Source organism: Kribbella hippodromi (genome assembly GCF_039531045.1).
In the GTDB taxonomy this organism is placed as follows: Bacteria; Actinomycetota; Actinomycetes; order Propionibacteriales; family Kribbellaceae; genus Kribbella; species Kribbella hippodromi.
In genome coordinates, this window is sequence record NZ_BAAAPH010000036.1 from 1 (window position 1) to 19,270 (window position 19,270).

The 19,270-nt window shown below is 68.6% G+C and carries 19 protein-coding genes; 6 read left to right on the forward strand and 13 right to left on the reverse strand.

Annotated elements, in window-relative coordinates; translation table 11 throughout:
• Window positions 1–7: 7 nt before the first annotated feature.
• The 4 genes from ABD260_RS35550 to ABD260_RS35565 form a co-directional block, all read right to left on the reverse strand.
• Window positions 8–703, reverse strand: coding sequence for an aminotransferase class IV (locus ABD260_RS35550; protein WP_344241034.1), 696 nt, complete (start codon window positions 701–703; stop codon window positions 8–10).
• A 234-nt stretch (window positions 704–937) separates the two neighbouring features.
• On the reverse strand, window positions 938–2,347 hold the full coding sequence (gene pabB / locus ABD260_RS35555) for an aminodeoxychorismate synthase component I (RefSeq protein WP_344241036.1): 1,410 nt from the start codon (window positions 2,345–2,347) through the stop codon (window positions 938–940).
• A 43-nt stretch (window positions 2,348–2,390) separates the two neighbouring features.
• Window positions 2,391–3,173: a class I SAM-dependent methyltransferase gene (locus tag ABD260_RS35560; RefSeq protein WP_344241038.1), complete on the reverse strand. Its 783-nt coding sequence runs from the start codon at window positions 3,171–3,173 to the stop codon at window positions 2,391–2,393.
• A 73-nt stretch (window positions 3,174–3,246) separates the two neighbouring features.
• Window positions 3,247–3,960 (reverse strand): iron-dependent transcriptional repressor DtxR, encoded by a 714-nt coding sequence (locus ABD260_RS35565; RefSeq protein ID WP_425553485.1) that lies wholly within the window; start codon window positions 3,958–3,960, stop codon window positions 3,247–3,249.
• Window positions 3,961–4,020: 60 nt separating this feature from the next.
• Here ABD260_RS35565 and ABD260_RS35570 point away from each other — a divergent pair, with 60 nt between their 5' ends.
• The 4 genes from ABD260_RS35570 (at window position 4,021) to ABD260_RS35585 (ending at window position 7,790) form a co-directional block, all read left to right on the forward strand.
• Window positions 4,021–5,328: a cryptochrome/photolyase family protein gene (locus tag ABD260_RS35570; protein WP_344241042.1), complete on the forward strand. Its 1,308-nt coding sequence runs from the start codon at window positions 4,021–4,023 to the stop codon at window positions 5,326–5,328.
• Window positions 5,329–5,470: 142 nt separating this feature from the next.
• Window positions 5,471–5,863 carry a GntR family transcriptional regulator gene (locus tag ABD260_RS35575; protein WP_165549724.1) on the forward strand — a complete coding sequence of 131 codons (393 nt, stop codon included), beginning with the start codon at window positions 5,471–5,473 and terminating at the stop codon, window positions 5,861–5,863.
• Window positions 5,860–6,738, forward strand: coding sequence for an ABC transporter ATP-binding protein (locus ABD260_RS35580; RefSeq protein WP_344241046.1), 879 nt, complete (start codon window positions 5,860–5,862; stop codon window positions 6,736–6,738). The genes ABD260_RS35575 and ABD260_RS35580 overlap by 4 nt, the downstream gene beginning before the upstream one ends.
• Window positions 6,735–7,790, forward strand: coding sequence for an ABC-2 transporter permease (locus tag ABD260_RS35585; protein ID WP_344241048.1), 1,056 nt, complete (start codon window positions 6,735–6,737; stop codon window positions 7,788–7,790). Before ABD260_RS35580 ends, ABD260_RS35585 begins: the two co-directional genes overlap by 4 nt.
• Here ABD260_RS35585 and ABD260_RS35590 read toward each other — a convergent pair.
• The 6 genes from ABD260_RS35590 to ABD260_RS35615 all read right to left on the reverse strand — a co-directional run bounded on the left by ABD260_RS35590 (window position 7,756) and on the right by ABD260_RS35615 (window position 13,770).
• A complete protein-coding gene (locus ABD260_RS35590; protein ID WP_344241050.1) occupies window positions 7,756–8,997 on the reverse strand; it encodes an APC family permease in 1,242 nt (413 codons plus the stop codon). The genes ABD260_RS35585 and ABD260_RS35590 overlap by 35 nt on opposite strands.
• Window positions 8,997–9,833 carry a class II fructose-bisphosphate aldolase gene (locus ABD260_RS35595; RefSeq protein ID WP_344241052.1) on the reverse strand — a complete coding sequence of 279 codons (837 nt, stop codon included), beginning with the start codon at window positions 9,831–9,833 and terminating at the stop codon, window positions 8,997–8,999. Before ABD260_RS35595 ends, ABD260_RS35590 begins: the two co-directional genes overlap by 1 nt.
• 11 nt (window positions 9,834–9,844) lie before the next feature.
• Entirely contained in the window at window positions 9,845–10,762 is a 918-nt protein-coding gene (locus ABD260_RS35600; protein WP_344241054.1) for a 1-phosphofructokinase family hexose kinase, read from the reverse strand.
• The gene (nagA, locus tag ABD260_RS35605) at window positions 10,747–11,880 is read right to left on the reverse strand and encodes an N-acetylglucosamine-6-phosphate deacetylase (protein WP_344241056.1); all 1,134 of its coding nucleotides are present in this window, start codon (window positions 11,878–11,880) and stop codon (window positions 10,747–10,749) included. Before nagA ends, ABD260_RS35600 begins: the two co-directional genes overlap by 16 nt.
• Window positions 11,877–12,833, reverse strand: a complete 957-nt coding sequence (locus ABD260_RS35610) for an ROK family protein (protein WP_344241058.1) — start codon at window positions 12,831–12,833, stop codon at window positions 11,877–11,879. Before ABD260_RS35610 ends, nagA begins: the two co-directional genes overlap by 4 nt.
• Window positions 12,834–13,122: 289 nt before the next feature.
• A complete protein-coding gene (locus ABD260_RS35615; RefSeq protein WP_344241060.1) occupies window positions 13,123–13,770 on the reverse strand; it encodes a TetR/AcrR family transcriptional regulator in 648 nt (215 codons plus the stop codon).
• A 236-nt stretch (window positions 13,771–14,006) separates the two neighbouring features.
• On the opposite strand from ABD260_RS35615, the gene ABD260_RS35620 reads away from it, so the two are divergent.
• Window positions 14,007–14,729 (forward strand): hypothetical protein, encoded by a 723-nt coding sequence (locus tag ABD260_RS35620; RefSeq protein ID WP_344241062.1) that lies wholly within the window; start codon window positions 14,007–14,009, stop codon window positions 14,727–14,729.
• A 49-nt stretch (window positions 14,730–14,778) separates the two neighbouring features.
• On the opposite strand, the gene ABD260_RS35625 is transcribed toward ABD260_RS35620, so the two are convergent.
• Window positions 14,779–15,375 (reverse strand): CGNR zinc finger domain-containing protein, encoded by a 597-nt coding sequence (locus ABD260_RS35625; protein WP_344241064.1) that lies wholly within the window; start codon window positions 15,373–15,375, stop codon window positions 14,779–14,781.
• A 291-nt stretch (window positions 15,376–15,666) separates the two neighbouring features.
• On the reverse strand, window positions 15,667–16,386 hold the full coding sequence (locus ABD260_RS35630) for a TetR/AcrR family transcriptional regulator (RefSeq protein ID WP_344241066.1): 720 nt from the start codon (window positions 16,384–16,386) through the stop codon (window positions 15,667–15,669).
• A 116-nt stretch (window positions 16,387–16,502) separates the two neighbouring features.
• Here ABD260_RS35630 and ABD260_RS35635 point away from each other — a divergent pair, with 116 nt between their 5' ends.
• The gene (locus ABD260_RS35635) at window positions 16,503–18,680 is read left to right on the forward strand and encodes an MMPL family transporter (protein ID WP_344241068.1); all 2,178 of its coding nucleotides are present in this window, start codon (window positions 16,503–16,505) and stop codon (window positions 18,678–18,680) included.
• Here ABD260_RS35635 and pdxH read toward each other — a convergent pair.
• Window positions 18,626–19,270 (reverse strand): pyridoxamine 5'-phosphate oxidase, encoded by a 645-nt coding sequence (gene pdxH, locus ABD260_RS35640; protein ID WP_344241070.1) that lies wholly within the window; start codon window positions 19,268–19,270, stop codon window positions 18,626–18,628. The two genes, ABD260_RS35635 and pdxH, sit on opposite strands and share 55 nt — an antisense overlap.

The following is a 19,270-nucleotide window of genomic DNA, read 5'->3' on the forward strand; positions in this document are numbered from 1 at the left end:
GGTGGGGTTATGGGAGGGGGGTGGCGAGGGTTGTTAGGTGGGATTGCCAGTGGGGGGCTTGGGAGTTGGGGAGGGGGTCTATGGGGGACGAGTTCCAGGCGTGGATGGGGCGGATGCCGTGGAGGGCGTTAAGGAGCCAGGCTTCGGTTGATTGGAGTTCGGTGGGGGTGATGGGGTGTTCGGCGATCTGTACGCCTTGGGTGGTGGCGAGGTTTCGGAGTAGGTGGGCGGTGACGGAGGGGAGGAGGGGGCGGTCGGACGGGGGGAAGCAGAGGGTGTCGTCCTCCCACCAGGCGATTGCCGCGTACGCCGCTTCCAGGACTGTTCCGTCGGTGTCGAGGAGGAGGATTTCGTCGGCGCGGTGCGGGGCGGCTGCTTTGAGTTTGCCCAGGAGTTCGAGGTCGGGGCCTTTGACCCGGGGTGCGGTTCGGGGGTCCGGTCCGTCGTGTACGGCGACGCGCACCGGGCCGCCGATCGGAGGTGCCGGACGCAACTGCACCGCGAGTTCTCCGGCGGAGGTCAGCTCGAACCGCGGGAACCACCGGCCGAACCCGGGGAGCCGGGCGATCTGTTCATCCCAGAACCGTTCCGCAGCCACCCCCGCGGCGGCACACGAACCCACAAACCGCTCCCGGTGCAGTTCCAGCCCCCGAACCTTCCCACCCGCCACCAGAAACGAATCCGCCACCAGCAACTCAGTCATCTCCCCCACCTTTCTGAACCACTCATCCGCCCAGCCCACCCAATTCACTCATCCCGCCCACACCTCTCACTCACCCCACCTCCCCCGGCTCGCACGGACCCCATCCCCACCGCAGCCGCAGCCGCGGGGCGCAGCCGCAAGCGCGGGGTGCGGGGCGTAGGCGCAGGGCGGGCGCAGGCGCACGGCACGGGCGTGGGCGCGGGAGGTTCTGTGCGCTCTAGCGGGGATGTTGGGTCACCCATCAGTTGTGTTGGCCCCGCTTTCCCTGCCTAGAGTTGCTGTTGCCTTGAGCAACATTTCTTGGTATTCGGATTGGGGGTCGGAGTCGAGGACGATTGCGCCGCCGGCGCCGATATCGGTTGTTTCCGGGGTCAGCACCGCAGTGCGGATCACCACGCTGAGATCGGCGCGGCCGTCCACCGTCAGGTAGCCGAGGGCGCCGGAGTACACGCCTCTCGCACTTGACTCCAGGTGGTCGATGATTTGCATGGTGCGGATCTTGGGAGCGCCGGTCATCGATCCAGGTGGGAAGCAGGCCCGGATCGCGCCGATCGTGGTGACAGCCGGGCGCAACCGGGCGCGTACTGTCGTCACCAGCTGGTGTACGGTCCGGTAGCTCTCGACCTGCATCAACTGCGGGACGTGCACGGTGCCGGGTTCGCTGACTCGGCCCAGGTCGTTGCGGATCAGGTCGACGATCATCAGGTTTTCGGCTCGGGTCTTGTCGTCCTCGGCGAGCGACTTCGCGGCCAGTTGGTCCTGGGTCGGGTCCAGGTCGCGCGGGGCGGTTCCTTTGATGGGGCGGCACTCGGCCCAGCGGTCGGCGTCGACGGTGAGGAAGCGTTCCGGTGACGAGCTCGCGATCGCCAGGTCGCCGTACCTGATGAAGGCGGCGTACGGCGCCGGGTTCGCGGCGCGTTGCCAGCAGAAGAACTCGAACGGGTCGGGTACGGCGGGTAGGCGGATGCGGTTTGTCAGATTGACCTCGTACGTCTCCCCGGCTGTCAGCTCGGCCAGGCACTGTTCGATTCCCGCGAGGTACGTCGCCCGGTCCTGCTCGAGATGCGCTTCCAGATCCAGCCGGGCAATCGCCGGCACGTCCACCCCGGACATCCACCAGTCCGCAGCAACCCGCTCGGCCCGCTCCAGCCAGTCCTCCCCGGAGGCGCCCGGCTCGTCGATCCGGCCGGCGACCGGCCCGCCGCGATCGTCAACGGCGACCAAGTACGTGACGTCGCGGTCGTGGTCGATGACGACGAAGCGGTTGGCCCAGATCCACAGTGCGTCCGGCGTGGTTGCCTGGTGCGCGGCGGCGCCACCGGTCAGCGCCTTCAGCTCGTACCCGAAATAACCGACGTACCCACCACAGAACAACCCGTCCAACTCACCCGGCGGCTCCCCCACGCGCCCGGCGAGCAACTTGTCCAACTCATCGAACACGTCACCATCAGCGACATCCCGCGACAGGACCTCAGCGCCGGCACCGAGTGTCGTACCAAGCACCGAAACCCGCCGCGGCAGCCGGTCCGTCAGGCTGCCGTCGAGCCAGAACGCCACCGGCTCCCCGGCCAGCAGCTCGCGGTAGACCGTTTCACCGTCGAGCGCCCGGTCGAGCGTCCGGACGGTCCAGCGCAGCGCACTCACAGGCACACCGTACCCAGCAAATGCCCGGCGGGAAGCTGAGTGCTCAGGAGCCGGTCAGTGCGACCTTGGTACGCATCGCGGTGATCCGCCGGATCGGGATCGCCACCTCGAGGCCGTCCTTGGTTTCGGCACGGTCCGCGAGCCAGGTGATCGCGGCGTCGCGGCGGACGTCCGGCGTACCGGGCAGGTACATCGCGTTGACCAGCCGGAGCGCGTCGTCGCGGGTGCGGATCAGGTACGAGTACCGCTCGCGCTGGCTCTCCATCACGTCGAACCCGGCGTGCTTGAGCTGGTCCTTCAGCTCGGTGATCTCGCCACCGGCGGGGAACTGCGGCGTCGACCGCAGCCGCGTGGTCAGTCCGCTGAGCGTACGGATATCACCGCGCCGCAGCGGACGGACCGCGGGCACGATCGCGGCCAGTACGCCACCGCGCCGCAGCACCCGTGCTGCCTCATGGAGTACATCCGGAAGCGGTTGCAGCACCATCAGGCCCATCGAGCAGGTGACGACGTCGAAGACCTCGTTCGCGAACGGCAGGTGCACCGCGTCGGCCTGCACGCGCGGGTTCGGCGCACCGGCCAGCTGGGTCGCGTTGTTGTCCACACCGACCACCCAGCGCCCGTACAGCTCGCGCGCCACCGGGCCGTTGCCGCAGGCGAGGTCGAGCACCCGGCGTGCCTCACCGGAAACGGCACGGACCAGCCAGCGGTACGGCGTGTGGTCGCCGGCCACCGCCCGCGACAGCAGCGCCTCGGTACAACCCGGAGCCGCGGAGTGGAACTCCCGCAGGTACTCCGGCCAATCGATCGCATCATTCTCAGACATAGCGGCCCGACCGTACCCGCTGACGACCCGGCGTCGCCCGCCGGGTGCGCAGCGTTAACAGAGAGTTGACTTGTCAGACTCGGCTGACGAAGATGTGGCCGGCCGTTTCGTCGCTGATCACGCCGCCGGCTTCGTGGCTGCCGACCAGGACGCCCTCGGCGTCGAGGGTCGAGTCGACCTCGCGACCGGGCAGCGCACCGGCCTTGCGGAGCACCGCCATCGCGCCGTCGTCGGTCTGCACCGGCTCGGCGATCCGGCGGACCAGCACCCGGACGCTCTCGCCGGTGGCCTGGTCGAGGACCTGGTCGAGCGGCTCGACGCCGATCCGGAACTCCTCGATCCCGCTGGCCTGGCTCGTGGTCTGCAGCTCCTCCAGGCCCGGAATCGGGTTCCCGTACGGCGATTCGGTCGGGTTGCCGAGCAGCTGCAGCAGCCGCAGCTCGACCGCGTCGCTCATCACGTGCTCCCAGCGGCACGCCTCGGCGTGGACGTCCTCCCACTCGAGCCCGATCACGTCGACCAGCAGCCGCTCGGCCAGCCGGTGCTTGCGCATCACCCGGACCGCCTGCTTGCGCCCGACGTCGGTGAGCTCCAGGTGGCGGTCGCCCTCCACCTTGATCAGACCGTCCCGCTCCATCCGCGCGACCGTCTGACTGACCGTCGGACCGGACTGGTGCAGCCGCTCGGCAATCCGCGCCCGCAGCGGCAGGATGCCTTCTTCTTCCAGTTCGTAGACGGTCCGCAGGTACATCTCGGTGGTATCGATCAGCTCGCTCACGACAACCATTCTCACCTATGCAGGCAAGCCTTACCCAATTCCCCGGGGTACAGGCGGAGGATGGGCGCGATGACGGCAGTGATGTGGTTCCGGCGCGACCTCCGGCTCGCGGACAACCCGGCGCTTTTGGACGCGGTCGCTGCGGGTGGCGGGCGGGTGCTCGGGTTGTTCGTGCTGGATTCGTTGTTGTGGGGGCGATCGGGGGATCCGCGACGGGAGCAGCTGGCGGCGTCGCTGCGGGCGCTGTCGGCGTCGATGGGTGGGCGGTTGGTGGTGCGGTCGGGCGATCCGGCTGAGGTGGTGCCGGCGGTCGCGGGTGAGGTGGGGGCGGCGAGTGTCCATGTGAGCGGTGATTACGGACCGTACGGGCAGGAGCGGGATCTGGCGGTTGAACGGGCGTTGGGGTGCCCGTTGGTGCGGACAGGATCGGCGTACGCGGTGGCGCCGAGGCGGGTGCTCAACCAGCAGGGGCGGTCCTATCAGGTGTTCACGCCGTACTACCGGGCGTGGTTGGAGCACGGCTGGCGCAAACCGGTGGACGCACCGGCAAACGTGCACTGGGTGGAAGCGTCTGCCGACGAAGTGCCGCGGGTGAAGGATGTCGCGGCGGGTGAGGTGACTGCCAGTAAGCGTTGGCGGGGGTGGTTGGGAGGTGTGAAGGCGTACGACACTGAGCGGGATCGGCCGGATTTGGACAGTACTTCGCGGATGTCCGTTCCCTTGAAGTACGGCGAGATTCACCCGCGCACCATGCTCGCCGACCTGGCTCGGCATCAGAGTGCGGGCGCGGACGCGTACCGGCGGGAGCTCGCCTGGCGGGAGTTCTGCGCCGACTTGCTCGCCCGGTACCCGCGTGCCGCCTGGGAACCGTTGCGCCCTGAGTTCACCAAGCTGCAGTACGACGAGCCAGGCGAACTGTTCGACGCCTGGCGCACCGGCCGTACCGGCTTTCCGTTCGTGGATGCCGGGATGCGCCAGCTCGAAGCGACCGGCTTCGTGCACAACCGAGTCCGGATGGTCGTCGCGTCCTTTCTGGTCAAAGACCTGCACATCCACTGGAAGCACGGCGCCCGCTGGTTCATGCGGTCCTTGCGCGACGGCGATCTCGCCTCCAATGCACTGAACTGGCAATGGGTGGCCGGCTGCGGCGCGGACGCGGCGCCGTACTTCCGCATCTTCAATCCGGTCACGCAGGGCCTGAAGTTCGACCCGGGCGGTGCGTACGTACGGCGCTGGGTGCCCGAAGTGCGCCACCTGGACGGCAAGGCGGCGCATCAGCCGTGGAAGCACGGCGGCGCGGCCGGGTACCCGGCTCCGGTGGTCGATCACGACGAGGCCCGGCGCGAGGCCCTCCGCCGGTACCAAGCAATCCGCTGACCTCAGCGCACCGACCGACCAAGCCGTCTCGACCCCACCGACTCGACCCGCCGCCTTGACGCGCCGTCTTGACGCCACCATCTTGACGCATCCGTGCGTCACACCCCTATAGTGCTAGTTAACTAGATGAATGGGGTAACGGATGATCGAGTTTCATCTGGACGGGCGGTCGGGGGTCTCGCCGTACCAGCAGATCGTTCAGCAGGTCCGGAACGCGTTGCGGCTCGGACTGCTGCGGGAGGGTGATCAGCTGCCGACCGTGAAGGACGTCGTCGCGGCGCTGGCGATCAACCCGAACACGGTGCTCAAGGCGTACCGCGAGCTCGAGCACGAGGGCCTGGTGCAGGCCCGGCCGGGGCGCGGCACGTTCGTCACCCGGACCCTCACCGACAACACGCTCGCCGCGCACGGCCCGCTCCGGCAGGACCTGCGGCGCTGGCTCGCCAAGGCCCGCAAGGCGGGGCTCGACGACGAGAGCATCGAGGCGTTGTTCCTGACCACCTTTCGGTCCGCCGCTCAGGAGGACATAGCGTGACGGCTGTCTTGCAGGCCCACAATCTGGGCAAGAAGTACGGGCGCCGCTGGGCGCTGACCGATTGCGAACTGGAGATTCCGGCCGGGCACGTGGTCGGTCTGGTCGGCCCGAACGGCGCCGGCAAAAGCACCTTGCTGAACTTGGCCGTCGGCATGCTGACGCCGTCCGGCGGTTCGGTCGAGGTGCTCGGTGCGCCGGCCGGTACGCAGCAGGCGAAAGTCGGGTACGTCGCACAGGACACCCCGACGTACGCCCGGCTGAGCGTCGCGGATCATCTGCGGCTCGGCGCCGGACTGAACCCGGCGTGGGACGAAGCCCTGGCCCAGAGCCGGATCGAGCACCTCAAACTGGACCCGAAACAACGAGCCGGCCGGTTGTCCGGCGGTCAGCGCGCGCAGCTCGCGCTCACCCTCGGCCTGGCCAAGCGCCCCGAGCTGCTGATCCTCGACGAACCGGTCGCCGCGCTCGATCCGCTGGCGCGACGCGAGTTCCTCCAGGACCTGATGGAGGCGGTCGCGGAGCAGGAGCTGAGCGTCGTACTGTCCTCGCATCTGGTCTCCGACGTGGAACGTGCCTGCGACTTCCTGATCGTGCTCGTGGATTCGCGCGTACAGGTCAGTGGCGAGATCGACACGTTGCTGGCAACGCACTTCCGGCTCACCGGGCCGCGCCGCGATCAGAAGGACCTGCCGCGCGATCAGCACGTGGTGACCGCGAGCCACACCGATCGCCAGTCCACGTACCTGATCCGCACCGACAAGCCGATTCTCGATCCGGCCTGGACGGTCACCCAACTCACCCTCGAGGACCTCGTACTCGCGTATATGGGCCGCGACGTTCAACCGGAGCGACCGGTGCTGGAGGTGCAGCGATGATCTGGCTGACGTGGCGGCAGTTCCGCGTGCAGTTCCTGGTGATCGCGGGGGTGGTACTGGCGGCCGGGATCTTATTCGCGGCCACTGGTCCGGGACTGCTGGACAGCTATCACCAACTGACCGACAGCTTCATCAAGAACCTTGCGTTCGAACGCCTGAACCCGTTGCTCTACCGGGTCGGTCAGGTGATGTTGTACGCCATCCCGTCCGTGATCGGCGCGTTCTGGGGAGCGCCGTTGATCGCCCGCGAACTGGAGGCCGGTACGCATCGGCTGGCGTGGAGTCAGAGCATCTCGCGCACCCGCTGGCTGGCGACGAAGCTCGGCGTGACCGGGCTGACCGCGGTCGGGATCACCGGCCTGCTCAGCTTCGCGGTCACCTGGTGGTCGGACCCGATCGACGATGCGCTGCAAGCGGGGCAGGACTCGAACACGTACCTGCCGCGGATGTTCCCACCCACCTTCTCGGCGCGCGGTCTGGTCCCGGTCGGGTACGCCGCGTTCGCGTTCGCGCTCGGCGTCGCGGTCGGTCTGGTCGTACGCCGGACGCTGGTCGCGCTGGCGATCACGCTGGCGGCGGTGATCCTGATTCAGATCGTCACGCCGACGTACCTCCGGCCGCATCTCCTGGCGCCGACCGACAAGCTCGTGGCGGCGACCGCCGAAACCGTCCGCGGATTCCAGCTCACCGGCCCGGACGCGAACCCCGAGGTCAAGTCGATGGAGGTCGCGGTCGACTCGATCGGCGCGTGGAAGCTGTATGACCGGACGGTCGACAAGTCGGGCAAGGTAGTGGACACGCTCCCCGATTGGGCGATCAAGTGCGCGCCGATGGCACCGCCGAATCCATCCGGTGTGGAGAAGCCGACGCCCCGCGCCGACACGACCGCGTGTTACCAGCGCCTCGCAGACGAGGGCTACCGGCAGCACGTCAAGTACTTCACCGCGGACGCCTTCTGGGCCTTGCAGTGGCGCGAGTTCGGCTTGTTCTTCGTACTGGCGCTGCTGCTGACCGGCTTCAGCTTCTGGCGGATCCGGCGCGACTTTTCGTGAACCGCCGGACCAGCAGGGCCGCGGCGAGGGACGCCGCGGCCACCACTGCGGAGGTCCACGGCAACGTGACTGCGAGGACCACGCACCCGATCAGGCCGAGCACGTTGACGGCCCGTGGCCAGCGGCGTTGCTCGGCCGGCTGGGTGAAGGCAGACGCGTTCGCGATCGCGTAGTACAGCAGGACTCCGAACGAGGAGAAGCCGATCACACCCCGCAGATCGGTGCTGAGAACGAGGACGCCGACGACCGCGGCGAGGGCGAGCTCGGCGTGGTGCGGCACCTGATAACGGGGATGTACGGCGGCCAGCCAGCTGGGCAGGTCCTGGTTCCGGGCCATCGCGAGGGTCGTACGGCCGACGCCGGCGATCAATGCGAGCAAGGCACCGAGACTGGCCAGCGCGGCGCCGACCCGGACGGCCGGTACTGCCCAGGCCGCACCGGCCCCGTCGACCGCGGCCGCGAGGGGCGCCGCGGTCGACGCGGGGTCGCCGTGCCGGAGCAGGGCGAAGGCGACGAGCAGGTAGATGCCGATAGCAACAGTCAGCGCGATCGTGACGGCGCGCGGGATGGTCCGCGCCGGATCCCGGACTTCTTCGCCCATGGTCGCGATCCGGGCGTACCCGGCGAACGCGAAGAAGAGCAACCCGGCTGACTGCAGGACGCCGTAAGGAGAGGTCGCGGTCGATACGTGCTGCTGCGAGTCGGTGGTGAAGAGCAGGACGAGTACGAGCGCGAGTACGGCGAGCGTGCAGGTGACCAGGATTCGGGTGAGTCGCGCGGTTCTGGTCACGCCGCGATAGTTGACTGCCGCGAGCGCCACAACCGCCGCCAAGGCCAGTACGCGCTGCAGCCAGCCGATCGAGGTCACGTACGTCGCGAAGGTCAGCGCCATCGCCGCGCAGGATGCGGTTTTGCCGATCACGAAGCACCATCCGGCGGCGAAACCCCACCATTCCCCCAGCCGTTCCCGCCCGTACACATAGGTGCCGCCCGAAACCGGGTACACAGCAGCCAGTTGCGCGGACGATGCGGCGTTGCAGTACGCGACGACGGCCGCAATCACCAGGCCGATGAGGAGGCCACTGCCGGCGGCGCGGGCGGCCGGCGACCAGACCGCGAACACGCCGGCGCCGACCATCGACCCCAGCCCGATCAGTACCGCGTCGCCCACCCCGAGCCGCCGCGCCAAACCGGGCTGGTCGGACATCAGACTGCTTTCAACACACCCAGCAGCCGGGCGACCTCGGCGGCGACCGCGTCGCGGGCCGGGCCGAGGTACTTGCGGGTGTCCACCAGCTTCGGGTTCTCCGCCAGGGTTTCCCGAACGACCCTGGTGAACACGTTGTTCAAATGCGTCGCGATGTTGACCTTCGTCATCCCGGCCTCGACCGCGCGGGTCAGATCCGGATCCGCGACCCCGGACGAACCGTGCAGCACCAGCGGAACCGGCACTGCCTGCCGAAGCTGGGTGATCAGGTCGAAGTCGAGCGTCGCGGTCCGCTCGGTCATCGCGTGCGAGGAGCCGACCGCAACGGCCAGCGCGTCGACCCCGGTCGCCTCGGCGAACGCGAGCGCCTCGTCCGGCCGGGTCCGCGCACCAGGAGCATGCACGCCGTCCTTGCCGCCGACCTCACCGATCTCGGCCTCGACGAAAACGCCGTGGTCGTGGCAGTACTTCGTCACCTCGGTCGTACTCGCCACGTTGTCGGCGTACTCGAGTTTCGACGCGTCGTACATCACTGATGTGAACCCCAGCGCGACCGCCTCCGTGACCAGGTCGCGGTCCATCGCATGGTCGAGGTGTACGACGACCGGCACCGTCGCGTCCGCGGCTGCTGCCAGCGTCGCGACGCCGATCGGCTTCAGCGCGCCGTGGTACTTCACCGCGTTCTCACTGATCTGCAGGATCACCGGCGCACCGGCCTGCTCGGCGCCCGCGATCAGCGCGGTCGCGTGCTCCAGCTGGATCACGTTGAACGCACCGACGCCCCGCCCGGCCTTGGCGGCCGCCAGGACCACCTCGGCTCCGGAAACCAACGGCATGAGAACTCCTTCTACTGAACGAAAACTTGGGGCTGCCAACGGCGGTACGCGCCGAGATCGATGTCGCCGGCAACAGGTGTGAGCACAGCCGCGGCGGACGCGGCGACGGCGGACTTGAGCACCATGCTCCAGTCCGGTTCGGCCGATTCCGCGACCGCGGCGGCCACCACCGCCGTAGCCGCATCACCCGCGCCGGTCGGGTTGCCGCGAACGGTCTCCACCGGCAGCGCGCGCCAGACACCATTCTTGCTGGCGGCAACCATCCCGCGTGGTCCGTCGGTGATCACCGCGGCGGCCGCGCCCTGTGCGACCAGCTCGGACGCGCCTTCTTCGACCTCGACGTCGCCGACCGCGGCGCGCAGTTCGGCCGCGTTCGCACGGACGACCGCACCGGCGCGTGCCGCCGCGGTCAGGGCGTCACCGCCGGTGTCGATCACCGAAAGCACGTCGTGATGCCGGGCGTGCACTGCGAGTTCGGCGTACGCGTCGGCCGGCAGACCCGGCGGCAGACTGCCCGAGCATGCCAGCACACCGAGCCGGCCCCACGGCATCCGGTCCAGAAACGCGCGCCACTCGTCCGCGCTGACCGTCGGCCCGGCTTCGTTGAAGATCGTCGCGTCGCCGTCCGAACCGTTGACAATGGCAACGGTTCGGCGGGTCTCACCGGCGATCGGGGTGAGCAGCGCGGTGAGGCCGGCGTCGAACAGTTCCTCGGCGACCAGCTCACCGGTGACGCCGCCGACGAAGCCGAGGACGAGCACCTGATGCCCGAGCGTCGCCGCCACCCGCGCGACGTTCACGCCTTTCCCGCCGGCGCGCTGCCGGCTTCGGTCGACGCGATGACTGCCGCCGACCACCAGCTCGTCCACCTCGTAGGTGACGTCCAGCGCGAGGTTGAGGGTGACCGTGCCGATCATCGATCCAGCCACGACCCGGCCCGCATCACCTTCTGGACGGTGTACTCCTCGTCCAGCAGCAGGAGGTCCGCCCGCTTACCGGTTTCGATCGAGCCGACGTCGTACCAGCCGAAGGTCTGCGCCGGGGTGGTCGAGGCCATCCGGGACGCATCCACCAGGGACACCCCGGACTTCACCGCGTTCCGGTACGCGACATCCATCGTCAGCGTGCTGCCCGCGATCGAATGCGTGCCGTGGGCAAGCGTGACCAGGCCGTTGTCGACGTCGACCTCGAGACCGCCGAGCTTGTACCGGCCGTCCGGCATGCCGGTCGCTTCCATCGCGTCGGTGATCAGCGCGATCCGGTGCACGCCGGCCGCGGCCAGCGCGACCCGGACCACCTGCGGGTCCAGGTGCATGCCGTCGTTGATCACTTCGAGCAGCAGCCGCTCGTCGTTCAGCGCGGCGCCGACCGGGCCCGGGTCGCGGTGATGGAACGGCCGCATGCCGTTGAACAGGTGCGTGGCGACAGTCGCGCCGGCATCCGCGCCGGCGACCATCTGCTCGTACGTCGCGTCCGTGTGACCGAGCGCGGCGACCACACCGGCGTCGACGACCTGACGGATCGCCTCCAGTCCGTTCTCCAGCTCCGGCGCGATCGTCACCATCTTCACCGCGTCGCTCAGCACGGTCGCGATGTCCTCGGTCAGCGGCGGCCGGAGCAGTGACGGCTCGTGCGCGCCGCATCGCGCCTCGGACAAGAACGGTCCCTCGAGGTGTACGCCGGCGATGTCCCCGTCGGCGACCAGCTCCGCCAAGCAGGCGGTTTGCGCGACCAGTACGTCGAGTGGTGACGTCACCAGGCTGGCGAGCGTGGTGGTCGTACCGTGCCGGCGATGGAAGGCCACGACCTTGCGGGCCTCCTCCGGATCGGTGGTCGAGAACGACGACCCGCCACCACCGTGCGTGTGGATGTCGACGAACCCCGGCACCACCGTCACGTCACCGAGGTCCTCGGGCCGCTTGCCGTCCGCCGGCATCCCCTCGGACCGCCGCCCGAACGCGTGGATGTCCTCACCCACCACCTGAATCCAGGCATGCTCCAGCACGTCATCCGGCGTAACCACCCGGCCGACCCGATAGGTCGTCATGCGTTCTTTTCCTCCTCGTCGGCGCGGTCCCAGGCCATCCGCGCGGCGCCCAGGCAGCCAGCCTCGTCACCGAGGACGGCGGCCACGATCTCCGGCTCGCGCTGGAACGTGATCCGCGCGTGGACGCCTTCGCGCAGCGGCTGCAGCAGTGTCTCCCCGGCGCCGATCAGTCCGCCGCCGATCGCGATCCGGGTCGGCGCGACCAGTGTCGTGTAGAGCACCAAGGCGTCGATCAGCGCGGTCAGCGCGACCTGCCAGACCGCGGCGGCGTCCTCGTCGCCGGCCGCCAGCAGCTCCATCACCTCACGCGCACCGTCGACCGTTCGCCCGGTACGCGCCGTGTATCGCCGGGCCAGCGCGGCGGCCGAGGCGACCGTCTCCAGGCAGCCCCACTGACCGCACGCGCACAACTCAGCGGCGTCACCGTAGATGAACTTGGAGTGCCCGAGCTCGCCCGCGTACCCGTCGCCGCTGACCAGCGAGCCGTCGACCACCATCGCGGCCGCGATCCCGGTCCCGAGCGGGAGGAACATCGAGTTCGTCGTCCCCGCGAGCGCGCCGTGGCGCAGTTCGGCGTACCCACCGGCGCGGACGTCGTGGGCAAGCACGATCGGTACGTCGTCGCTGCCCGCGGCTCGTACCGCTGCCTGCAGTTCGGCGAGCACCGGCGTACCGACCCATTCGAGGTTCTCGGCGCCGACGGTGCCGTGCTCGGCGTCGATCACGCCCGGCACCACGACACCGATCGCGCGGACGCGATGACCTTCGGCGGTCGCCTTCTGCCCGAGCTCGACCACGGTCGAGAGCAAGGCGTCCAGGACGGCCCGGCCGCCGGCTGCCCGCGGCGTCGGCCGGGTCTCCCGGTGCAGCACGGCACCGTCGGCGGCGACCAGGGCACACTTCATCCGGGTTCCACCGAGGTCGACGGCAACCACGACTTCACAGGGGTCCACAGAGCGCCATTATGCAGCGTTACCTGACAGTCCGAACATCCATGAGCAAAACCCGGACAAAACTCACCCACCCCAAGCCCCACACCAAAGGGCAGTCAGCCCACCCCAGCCGCGCCCAGCCGTGCCCCACCCCCACCTTCCCCGGTCCCACTTCCCAGCCATTTGAGGGGTTCACGTCTCAAATGGCCCCGGCCGGAGCCGCCTGGCAGGGCGGTCGGCCAGGCAGGGGCGGGCGGCGTACGGCGGGCCGGCGTACCGGGTGTGTACGGGCTGCGGTGCTTGGTGTGGGTTACGGGCGGAGGCCCTGGTTGAAGGCGGCGACCAGGAAGGCGATCAGGTTTTCGGCGAGCTTGCCCGGGTCGTCCGCGCCGAGGCCCTCGGCGCCGGCCTTCTCGACGCTCGGGGTCGGCGAGAGGGCCTGGGACTGGTGCAGGGCGAGCAGGCCGAGCATGTTCAGGTACCCGAACGCGACCGCTTCCGGGGAGGCGTGCGGCAGGGCCTGCTGCAGCGCGGCCAGGTAGCGGCTTTCGACCGGCTCGGACTCGGCCGCGTACAGCTCGCGGATCCGCCGGCTCGGGTCGAACGCGATCCGGCCGATGAAGCGGGCCACCACCGCGCCGCGTTCGCCGCGGCGCAGCACCAGCTCCAGGCCGGGCTCGATGAACGCCCGGATCAGGTCTTCGGGCGTCGGTGACCCGGCCGCCTCCAGCTGGTCCAGCCGGCGCCTTCGTTCGGTGTTGACCGGCGCCATCGCCCGGCCGACCGCGGCCCGCAACAGCGCTTCCTTCGACCCGAAGTGATAGTTGACCGCCGCGATGTTCGCGGCCGCCGCGACCGTGATGGCGCGCAGCGACGTCCCCTCGTAGCCCCCTTCGCCGAACCGCTGCTCGGCGACGTTGAGCAATCTTTCCCGGGTCGTTTCGACCGGTGTTTCCACAGAGTTCTCCTTCCCCCCGGCTACCACTCGCTCAGGCACCCCACCTGCTCACGCGCAGTAGCTTGCTGTCAGCATAGGTCAAACGGCCGTTTGACTGGAGGGCCCAATCGGTTTGTCTCCGAGAAATCCTCAGATTTCCCTGAATCCCTTTTCTTCCCACCGGCCACACCTCTCACACCTGTCTACGCCCCGTGTGTGCGCTGCTCTTTTCCGTACATGGCCTAAGGTCGTGGACCATGACTTCTGTGCGGGTCGAGCGGCGGTTCCAGGGTCCGGAACGGTCCGGAAACGGTGGGTACGTGGCCGGCTTGGTCGGGACCGCGCTGGCAGCGCGACTCGATGAATCGCACGTACCCAAAGTCACACTGCGAATGCCACCGCCGCTGCAGAAGGACCTGGAACTGGCGACGACTGGCGACGGTGCGCGCCTCACCGACGGTGACGTGCTGGTCGCTGACGGCGTACCGGTCGGCAGTGATTTCCTCGCGGACGCGACGATCGAACCGGTCGCACCGGAGGAAGCGCGTGCGGCCGAGGAGTCGTACCGCGGACTGCACAACCATCCGTTCCCGACTTGCTTCGTCTGTGGTCCCGCGAACCAGGGCGGTCTGCAGCTGAAGCCCGGTCCGATCGGCGACGGGCGTACGGCCTGTACTTGGCGGCCGGCGTCCGACCTCGGCACCGACGGCCTGGTCGACGAACTGTTCCTGTGGGCAGCACTCGACTGCCCCGGCGGCTGGACGATCGACCTCGACGGCCGCCCATCGGTGCTCGGCCAGCTGACCGCGTGCATCGATGCCCGCCCACAGATCGGCGAGGAATGCATCGCGCTCGGCCGCTACCTGGGCGAGGACGGCCGCAAGACCTACACCGCCAGCACCCTGTACGACGCCGACGGCCGCGTCCTGGCCCGCGCGAAGCACACCTGGATCACCGTCGACCCAGCCGCCTTCAACTGAGCCGCCTTCAACTGAGCCGTCCCAGCTGAGCCGTCCTGGCTGAGCGGTCTCACCGCACTCGGGCCGCGTGGGCCCGCGCCTTGGCGCGGTTGCCGCAGGTCGCCATCGAGCACCACCGGCGGCGGCCGCGCTGATCGAGGAACAGCCACCCGCAGGACGGACAGGTCCTGATGTACTCGCGGGACGCTCCGGTGAGCAACTCCCCCGCTAGCACCGCAAGGTGATGCAACGGGAGGACGAGATCCTCCGGCAGCTCCCAGCTGGTGCCGTCGCCGGACTGCACCAACCGCCGCCGGCCGGACGCCTTCTCGATCAACCGCGCGACCGGCTCGAACGCATTGCCGGGCGCACCGGTCAGCACGTCGTACAGCTCGCCCCTGAAGTCCAGGGTGGTCCTGAGCAGCCGCGGACCCTCCACCGGATCGGCCTGCTCGATCAGCCGGTCGATCAGACCGGACGGTTGCAGGCCGACGTACGCGCTCCAGATCAGGAAGGCCTCGTACGACGTCAGCCACTCGGTCCGGGCGGAGGCACGGCTGGTCCACTCGGACCGGGTGTTGACGAAGTCGAGCACCGGGTGCGCGCCGACCGGCTTGGGCAGGACGACGCCCCGTACCAGCTCGAGATGGGACGGCAGCGCGTTCATGGTCCTATCTTGCCGGTTCATCTCAGGGCGAAAACCGGTTGAAGGGCGAACCGCCCGGCAGTAGGTTCGCAGTACACGCGAAGGGAGGTGGTCCAAAGCATGAAGTGCTATCGGACTCGTGAGGTGGCGGCGGGCTGACCGCCAACCACTAGTTGTGGGCAAGTGGTAGGCCAATTCAACGCCGCCACCGGGCCCGCGGGCAGTCAGGTAGTCCGCCTGACCCTGAGCTTCGACCACCCGGTCGGGGTGTCACGGAAGCGCCCGCGGGCTTCTTTCTGTTCAGGCCCAGGACTATTCCGGCATCGGGCAGTCCAGGCCGAGGGCCTCGCCGATCTCGAAGAGCTGGGCCTCGAAGTACGCCGCCGCGTCGGGGAGCACCCAGTGCAGCTGGCCGAAGACCTCCATGCAGATCAGGCCGTAGAGCCTGGTCCAGTAGTTCAGCGACAGGTAGATCGCGCCGGCCGGCATCCCGCGGAAGTGTTCCGACTCGGCCCTCAACTGCTCGACCAGCACAGGTCCGAGTTGCTCCTCGGACGGATGCGGGAATGGCTTCTGGTGCCAGACCGCGGCGACCAGTTCCTTGAACAACCCGCCGAACCGCATCGCCGCCCGATGCCCCGGCGTCTGGTCGTGACAGTCGCCCTCGGGGTCGGGCACGGCCGTACCGAACAGCAGCCCGAACTCGGCCGGATGTGCCAGCGCCCAGTCCCGGAGCCCGTTCGCCAGCAGGTACAGCCGGGTGCCGAGATCGATGTCGGGGTCGGCGTTCTGCAGATCCAGCAACGCGGTGGTCAGCTCGTCGTACAGGTCCGCGACCAGTGCGCTGAGCAGCGCCTCGTGACTCGGGAAGTACCGATACAGGGCCGGCGGGGTGAGCCCGAGCTCGCGGGCCACCGCGCGCAGGCCGACCGCGGCCGTCCCGCCGCCGACCAGCAGCCGCCGCGCAGCCGCCTTGATCTCGGCCACTGTCGCCGCCCGGCGCCGGTCCCGTCCGGTCGTCGGTGAATCCACTGCGCAAACACTCCTTGACATCACTGTAGGTCCCGGCCGTAGAGTGAACACCGTTAACAGTTAACGGTGTTCACACTTATCTCTTGCCGTTCAATCTACGCTGTCTTGGAGCGTTCGTGTTCGAGAAGCTCGGCCATTTCGCCTACCGCCGGCGCCGTTTGGTGCTCGCCCTGACCGGAGTCTTCGTCGCCCTCGGGCTGGTCTGGGGCACCGGCGTGTTCGGCTCACTCGCGAACGGCGGTTTCGACGCGCCGGACACCGAGTCCGCGAACGCGATCAAGACCATCGAAAAGAACGTCGGCCGGACCGGTACGGACGTGATCGTGCTCTACCGCAGCCAGTCGGAGACGGTCGCCGACCCGGCCTTCCAGCGGTCCGTGGAGCAGCATCTGTCCGGGCTGCCGAAGGCCGATGTCGTCGGCACCATGACGTACTGGAGCACCAAGTCCCCCGCGTTCGTCTCGAAGGACCGGCACAGCACGTACGCCGTGCTCACGCTGGCCGGTGCGACGCAGGAAGACCGGCTCGCCACCTTCCAGCGGATCGCGGCGGACGTACGCGCCACGCCGCCCGGCCTGGAGAGCAAGGTCGGCGGCGAGGTCGCGGTCTTCGACGAGGTGAACTCGCAGACCGAGCACGACATCGTCCGGGCCGAAACCATCTCGACGCCGATCGTGCTGGTGCTGCTGGTGATCGTGTTCGGCGGCCTGGTCGCGGCGTCGCTGCCGCTGTTCGTCGGCGGGCTCGCGATCCTCGGCGCGTTCGTGCTGCTGCGCGGTCTGTCGGCGATCACCGACGTGTCGATCTTCTCGATCAACATCGTCACCATGATCGGGCTCGGGCTGGCGATCGACTACGCGCTGTTCATCGTCACCCGGTTCCGCGAAGAGCTTGCGCACGGCAACGATGTGGAGACGGCGCTGACCCGGACGATGGCAACCGCCGGCCGGACGGTCGCGTTCTCCGGGATCACCGTTGGCGTGGCGATCAGCAGCCAGGTGCTGTTCCCGGTGATGTTCCTGAAGTCGATGGCGTACGGCGGCGCGGCCGCGGTGGCGATCGCGATGCTCGCCGCGCTGACTGCCCTGCCGGCGTTGCTCGCTGTGCTCGGGCACCGGGTGAACAGCTTGCGGATCTTCAAACCACGCAAGGCCGCCGCGGAGCATGGCGCCTGGTACCGGCTGGCGCACAGCGCGATGCGGCGCCCGGTGCGGTACGTGCTGGTGCTCGTACCGGTGTTGCTGGTGCTCGGCATCCCGTTCCTGAGTGCACAGTTGGGTGGTGTCGATCATCGGTCGTTGCCGCCCGGTGCGACCTCTCGTACGGTGACCGAGACGCTGCAGCGCGACTTCCCCGGTGCGGGTGGATCGGACATCTACTCCGCGGTGCGGTTCGATGCACTGCCGGGTGACCCTTCCGCCGCGTTGGCGCCGTACATTGCGAAGCTGAAGCAAGTGCGGGACGTGGAGGACGTACGCGTCGGTGGGTATGCCCATGGCGTCGCATCGGTTGTCGTACACACCAAGTACACCGGGCAGGAGTTGCCGGCGCGGGACGTTGTGCATGGCGTACGGGCGGTGGCTGCGCCGAGCGGTACGCAGGTGCAGGTCGGTGGGGAGACCGCATCCGTGATCGACCTACTGCATGTACTCAAGCAGCGCACGCCGTACATGGTCGGATTCATTGTGCTGGTGACGTTCGTGCTGCTGTTCCTGGCGTTCGGGTCGTTCGTACTGCCCGCGAAGGCGCTGCTGATGAACGTACTGTCGCTGTCGGCTGCGTTCGGTGCGATGGTGTGGATCTTCCAGGAAGGGCACCTGTCCGGGCTGCTGCACTTCACTGCGGCCGGGTTCATCGACTCGACCAATCCGGTGATGCTGTTCGCCGTACTGTTCGGACTGTCGATGGACTATGAGGTGTTCTTGCTCAGCCGCATCCGGGAGGAGTACGACCGGACCGGTGACAACACCCAGGCCGTCGCACTCGGACTGCAGCGCACCGGCGGGATCATCACCAGTGCTGCGCTACTGCTGATCATCGTGGTGGCCGCGTTCTCCACGTCCGGCATCGTGTTCGTGAAGATGATCGGCGTCGGGCTGGTGATCGCCATTGCACTGGACGCGACCATCGTCCGGGCGCTCCTGGTACCAGCAACGATGCGGTTGCTCGGTCGGCTGAACTGGTGGGCTCCACGGCCGCTGGCGCGCTGGTGGAAGCAGCACGGCTTCCGGGAGGAAAGTCAGGGCTGGAGCCGCGACAGCTCCCAGTCGGAACCGGAGCTGGCGCGGCGGTAGGCCAGGCGGTCATGTAGCCGGCCGGTGCGGCCCTGCCAGAACTCGAACGCTTCCGGGACGACCAGATAGCCGCCCCAGAAGTACGGCGTGGCGATCTCGGTCCCCTCCGGCCACTGGCGCTCGTACGACTCGTACTGCAGGTCCAGGTCCTCGCGGGACTCCACCGGCTGGCTCTGCTGCGATGCCCAGGCACCAAGCTGTGACTCACGTGGGCGGCTCGCGAAGTACTCGTCCACCTCGTCGGTCGGCAGCTTGGTGACGGCGCCTTCTACTCGTACCTGGCGTTCCATCGCATGCCAGGGAAAGACCAGAGCGCAGTGCGGGTTGGCCGCGAGGTCGTCGGCCTTGCGGGACTGCTGATTGGTATAGAAGACGAAGCCGCGCTCGTCGACACGCTTCAGCAGCACAGTGCGCGCGGAGGGGCGCCCGTTGCCGTCCGCGGTGGCCAGCACCATCGCATTGGGCTCGGCCAGTCCGGCTGCTCTTGCCTGTTCTAGCCAGACCTGGAACTGCTCGATCGGGTCGGGGTTCACCTGACTCTCGAGCAGTTCGCCGAGTCCGTACGTACGCCGCATCTCCGCTAGGTCCAC

Coding starts and splice junctions, on each gene's coding strand:
- ABD260_RS35575 (WP_165549724.1), top strand. CDS start 5,471: ATGATCGAGTTTCATCTGGACGGGCGGTCGGGGGTCTCGCCGTACCAG.
- ABD260_RS35620 (WP_344241062.1), top strand. CDS start 14,007: ATGACTTCTGTGCGGGTCGAGCGGCGGTTCCAGGGTCCGGAACGGTCC.
- nagA (WP_344241056.1), bottom strand. CDS start 11,880: ATGACGACCTATCGGGTCGGCCGGGTGGTTACGCCGGATGACGTGCTG.
- ABD260_RS35595 (WP_344241052.1), bottom strand. CDS start 9,833: ATGCCGTTGGTTTCCGGAGCCGAGGTGGTCCTGGCGGCCGCCAAGGCC.
- ABD260_RS35565 (WP_425553485.1), bottom strand. CDS start 3,960: ATGGTTGTCGTGAGCGAGCTGATCGATACCACCGAGATGTACCTGCGG.
- ABD260_RS35550 (WP_344241034.1), bottom strand. CDS start 703: ATGACTGAGTTGCTGGTGGCGGATTCGTTTCTGGTGGCGGGTGGGAAG.
- ABD260_RS35585 (WP_344241048.1), top strand. CDS start 6,735: ATGATCTGGCTGACGTGGCGGCAGTTCCGCGTGCAGTTCCTGGTGATC.
- ABD260_RS35570 (WP_344241042.1), top strand. CDS start 4,021: ATGACGGCAGTGATGTGGTTCCGGCGCGACCTCCGGCTCGCGGACAAC.
- ABD260_RS35625 (WP_344241064.1), bottom strand. CDS start 15,375: ATGAACGCGCTGCCGTCCCATCTCGAGCTGGTACGGGGCGTCGTCCTG.
- ABD260_RS35560 (WP_344241038.1), bottom strand. CDS start 3,173: ATGTCTGAGAATGATGCGATCGATTGGCCGGAGTACCTGCGGGAGTTC.
- ABD260_RS35590 (WP_344241050.1), bottom strand. CDS start 8,997: ATGTCCGACCAGCCCGGTTTGGCGCGGCGGCTCGGGGTGGGCGACGCG.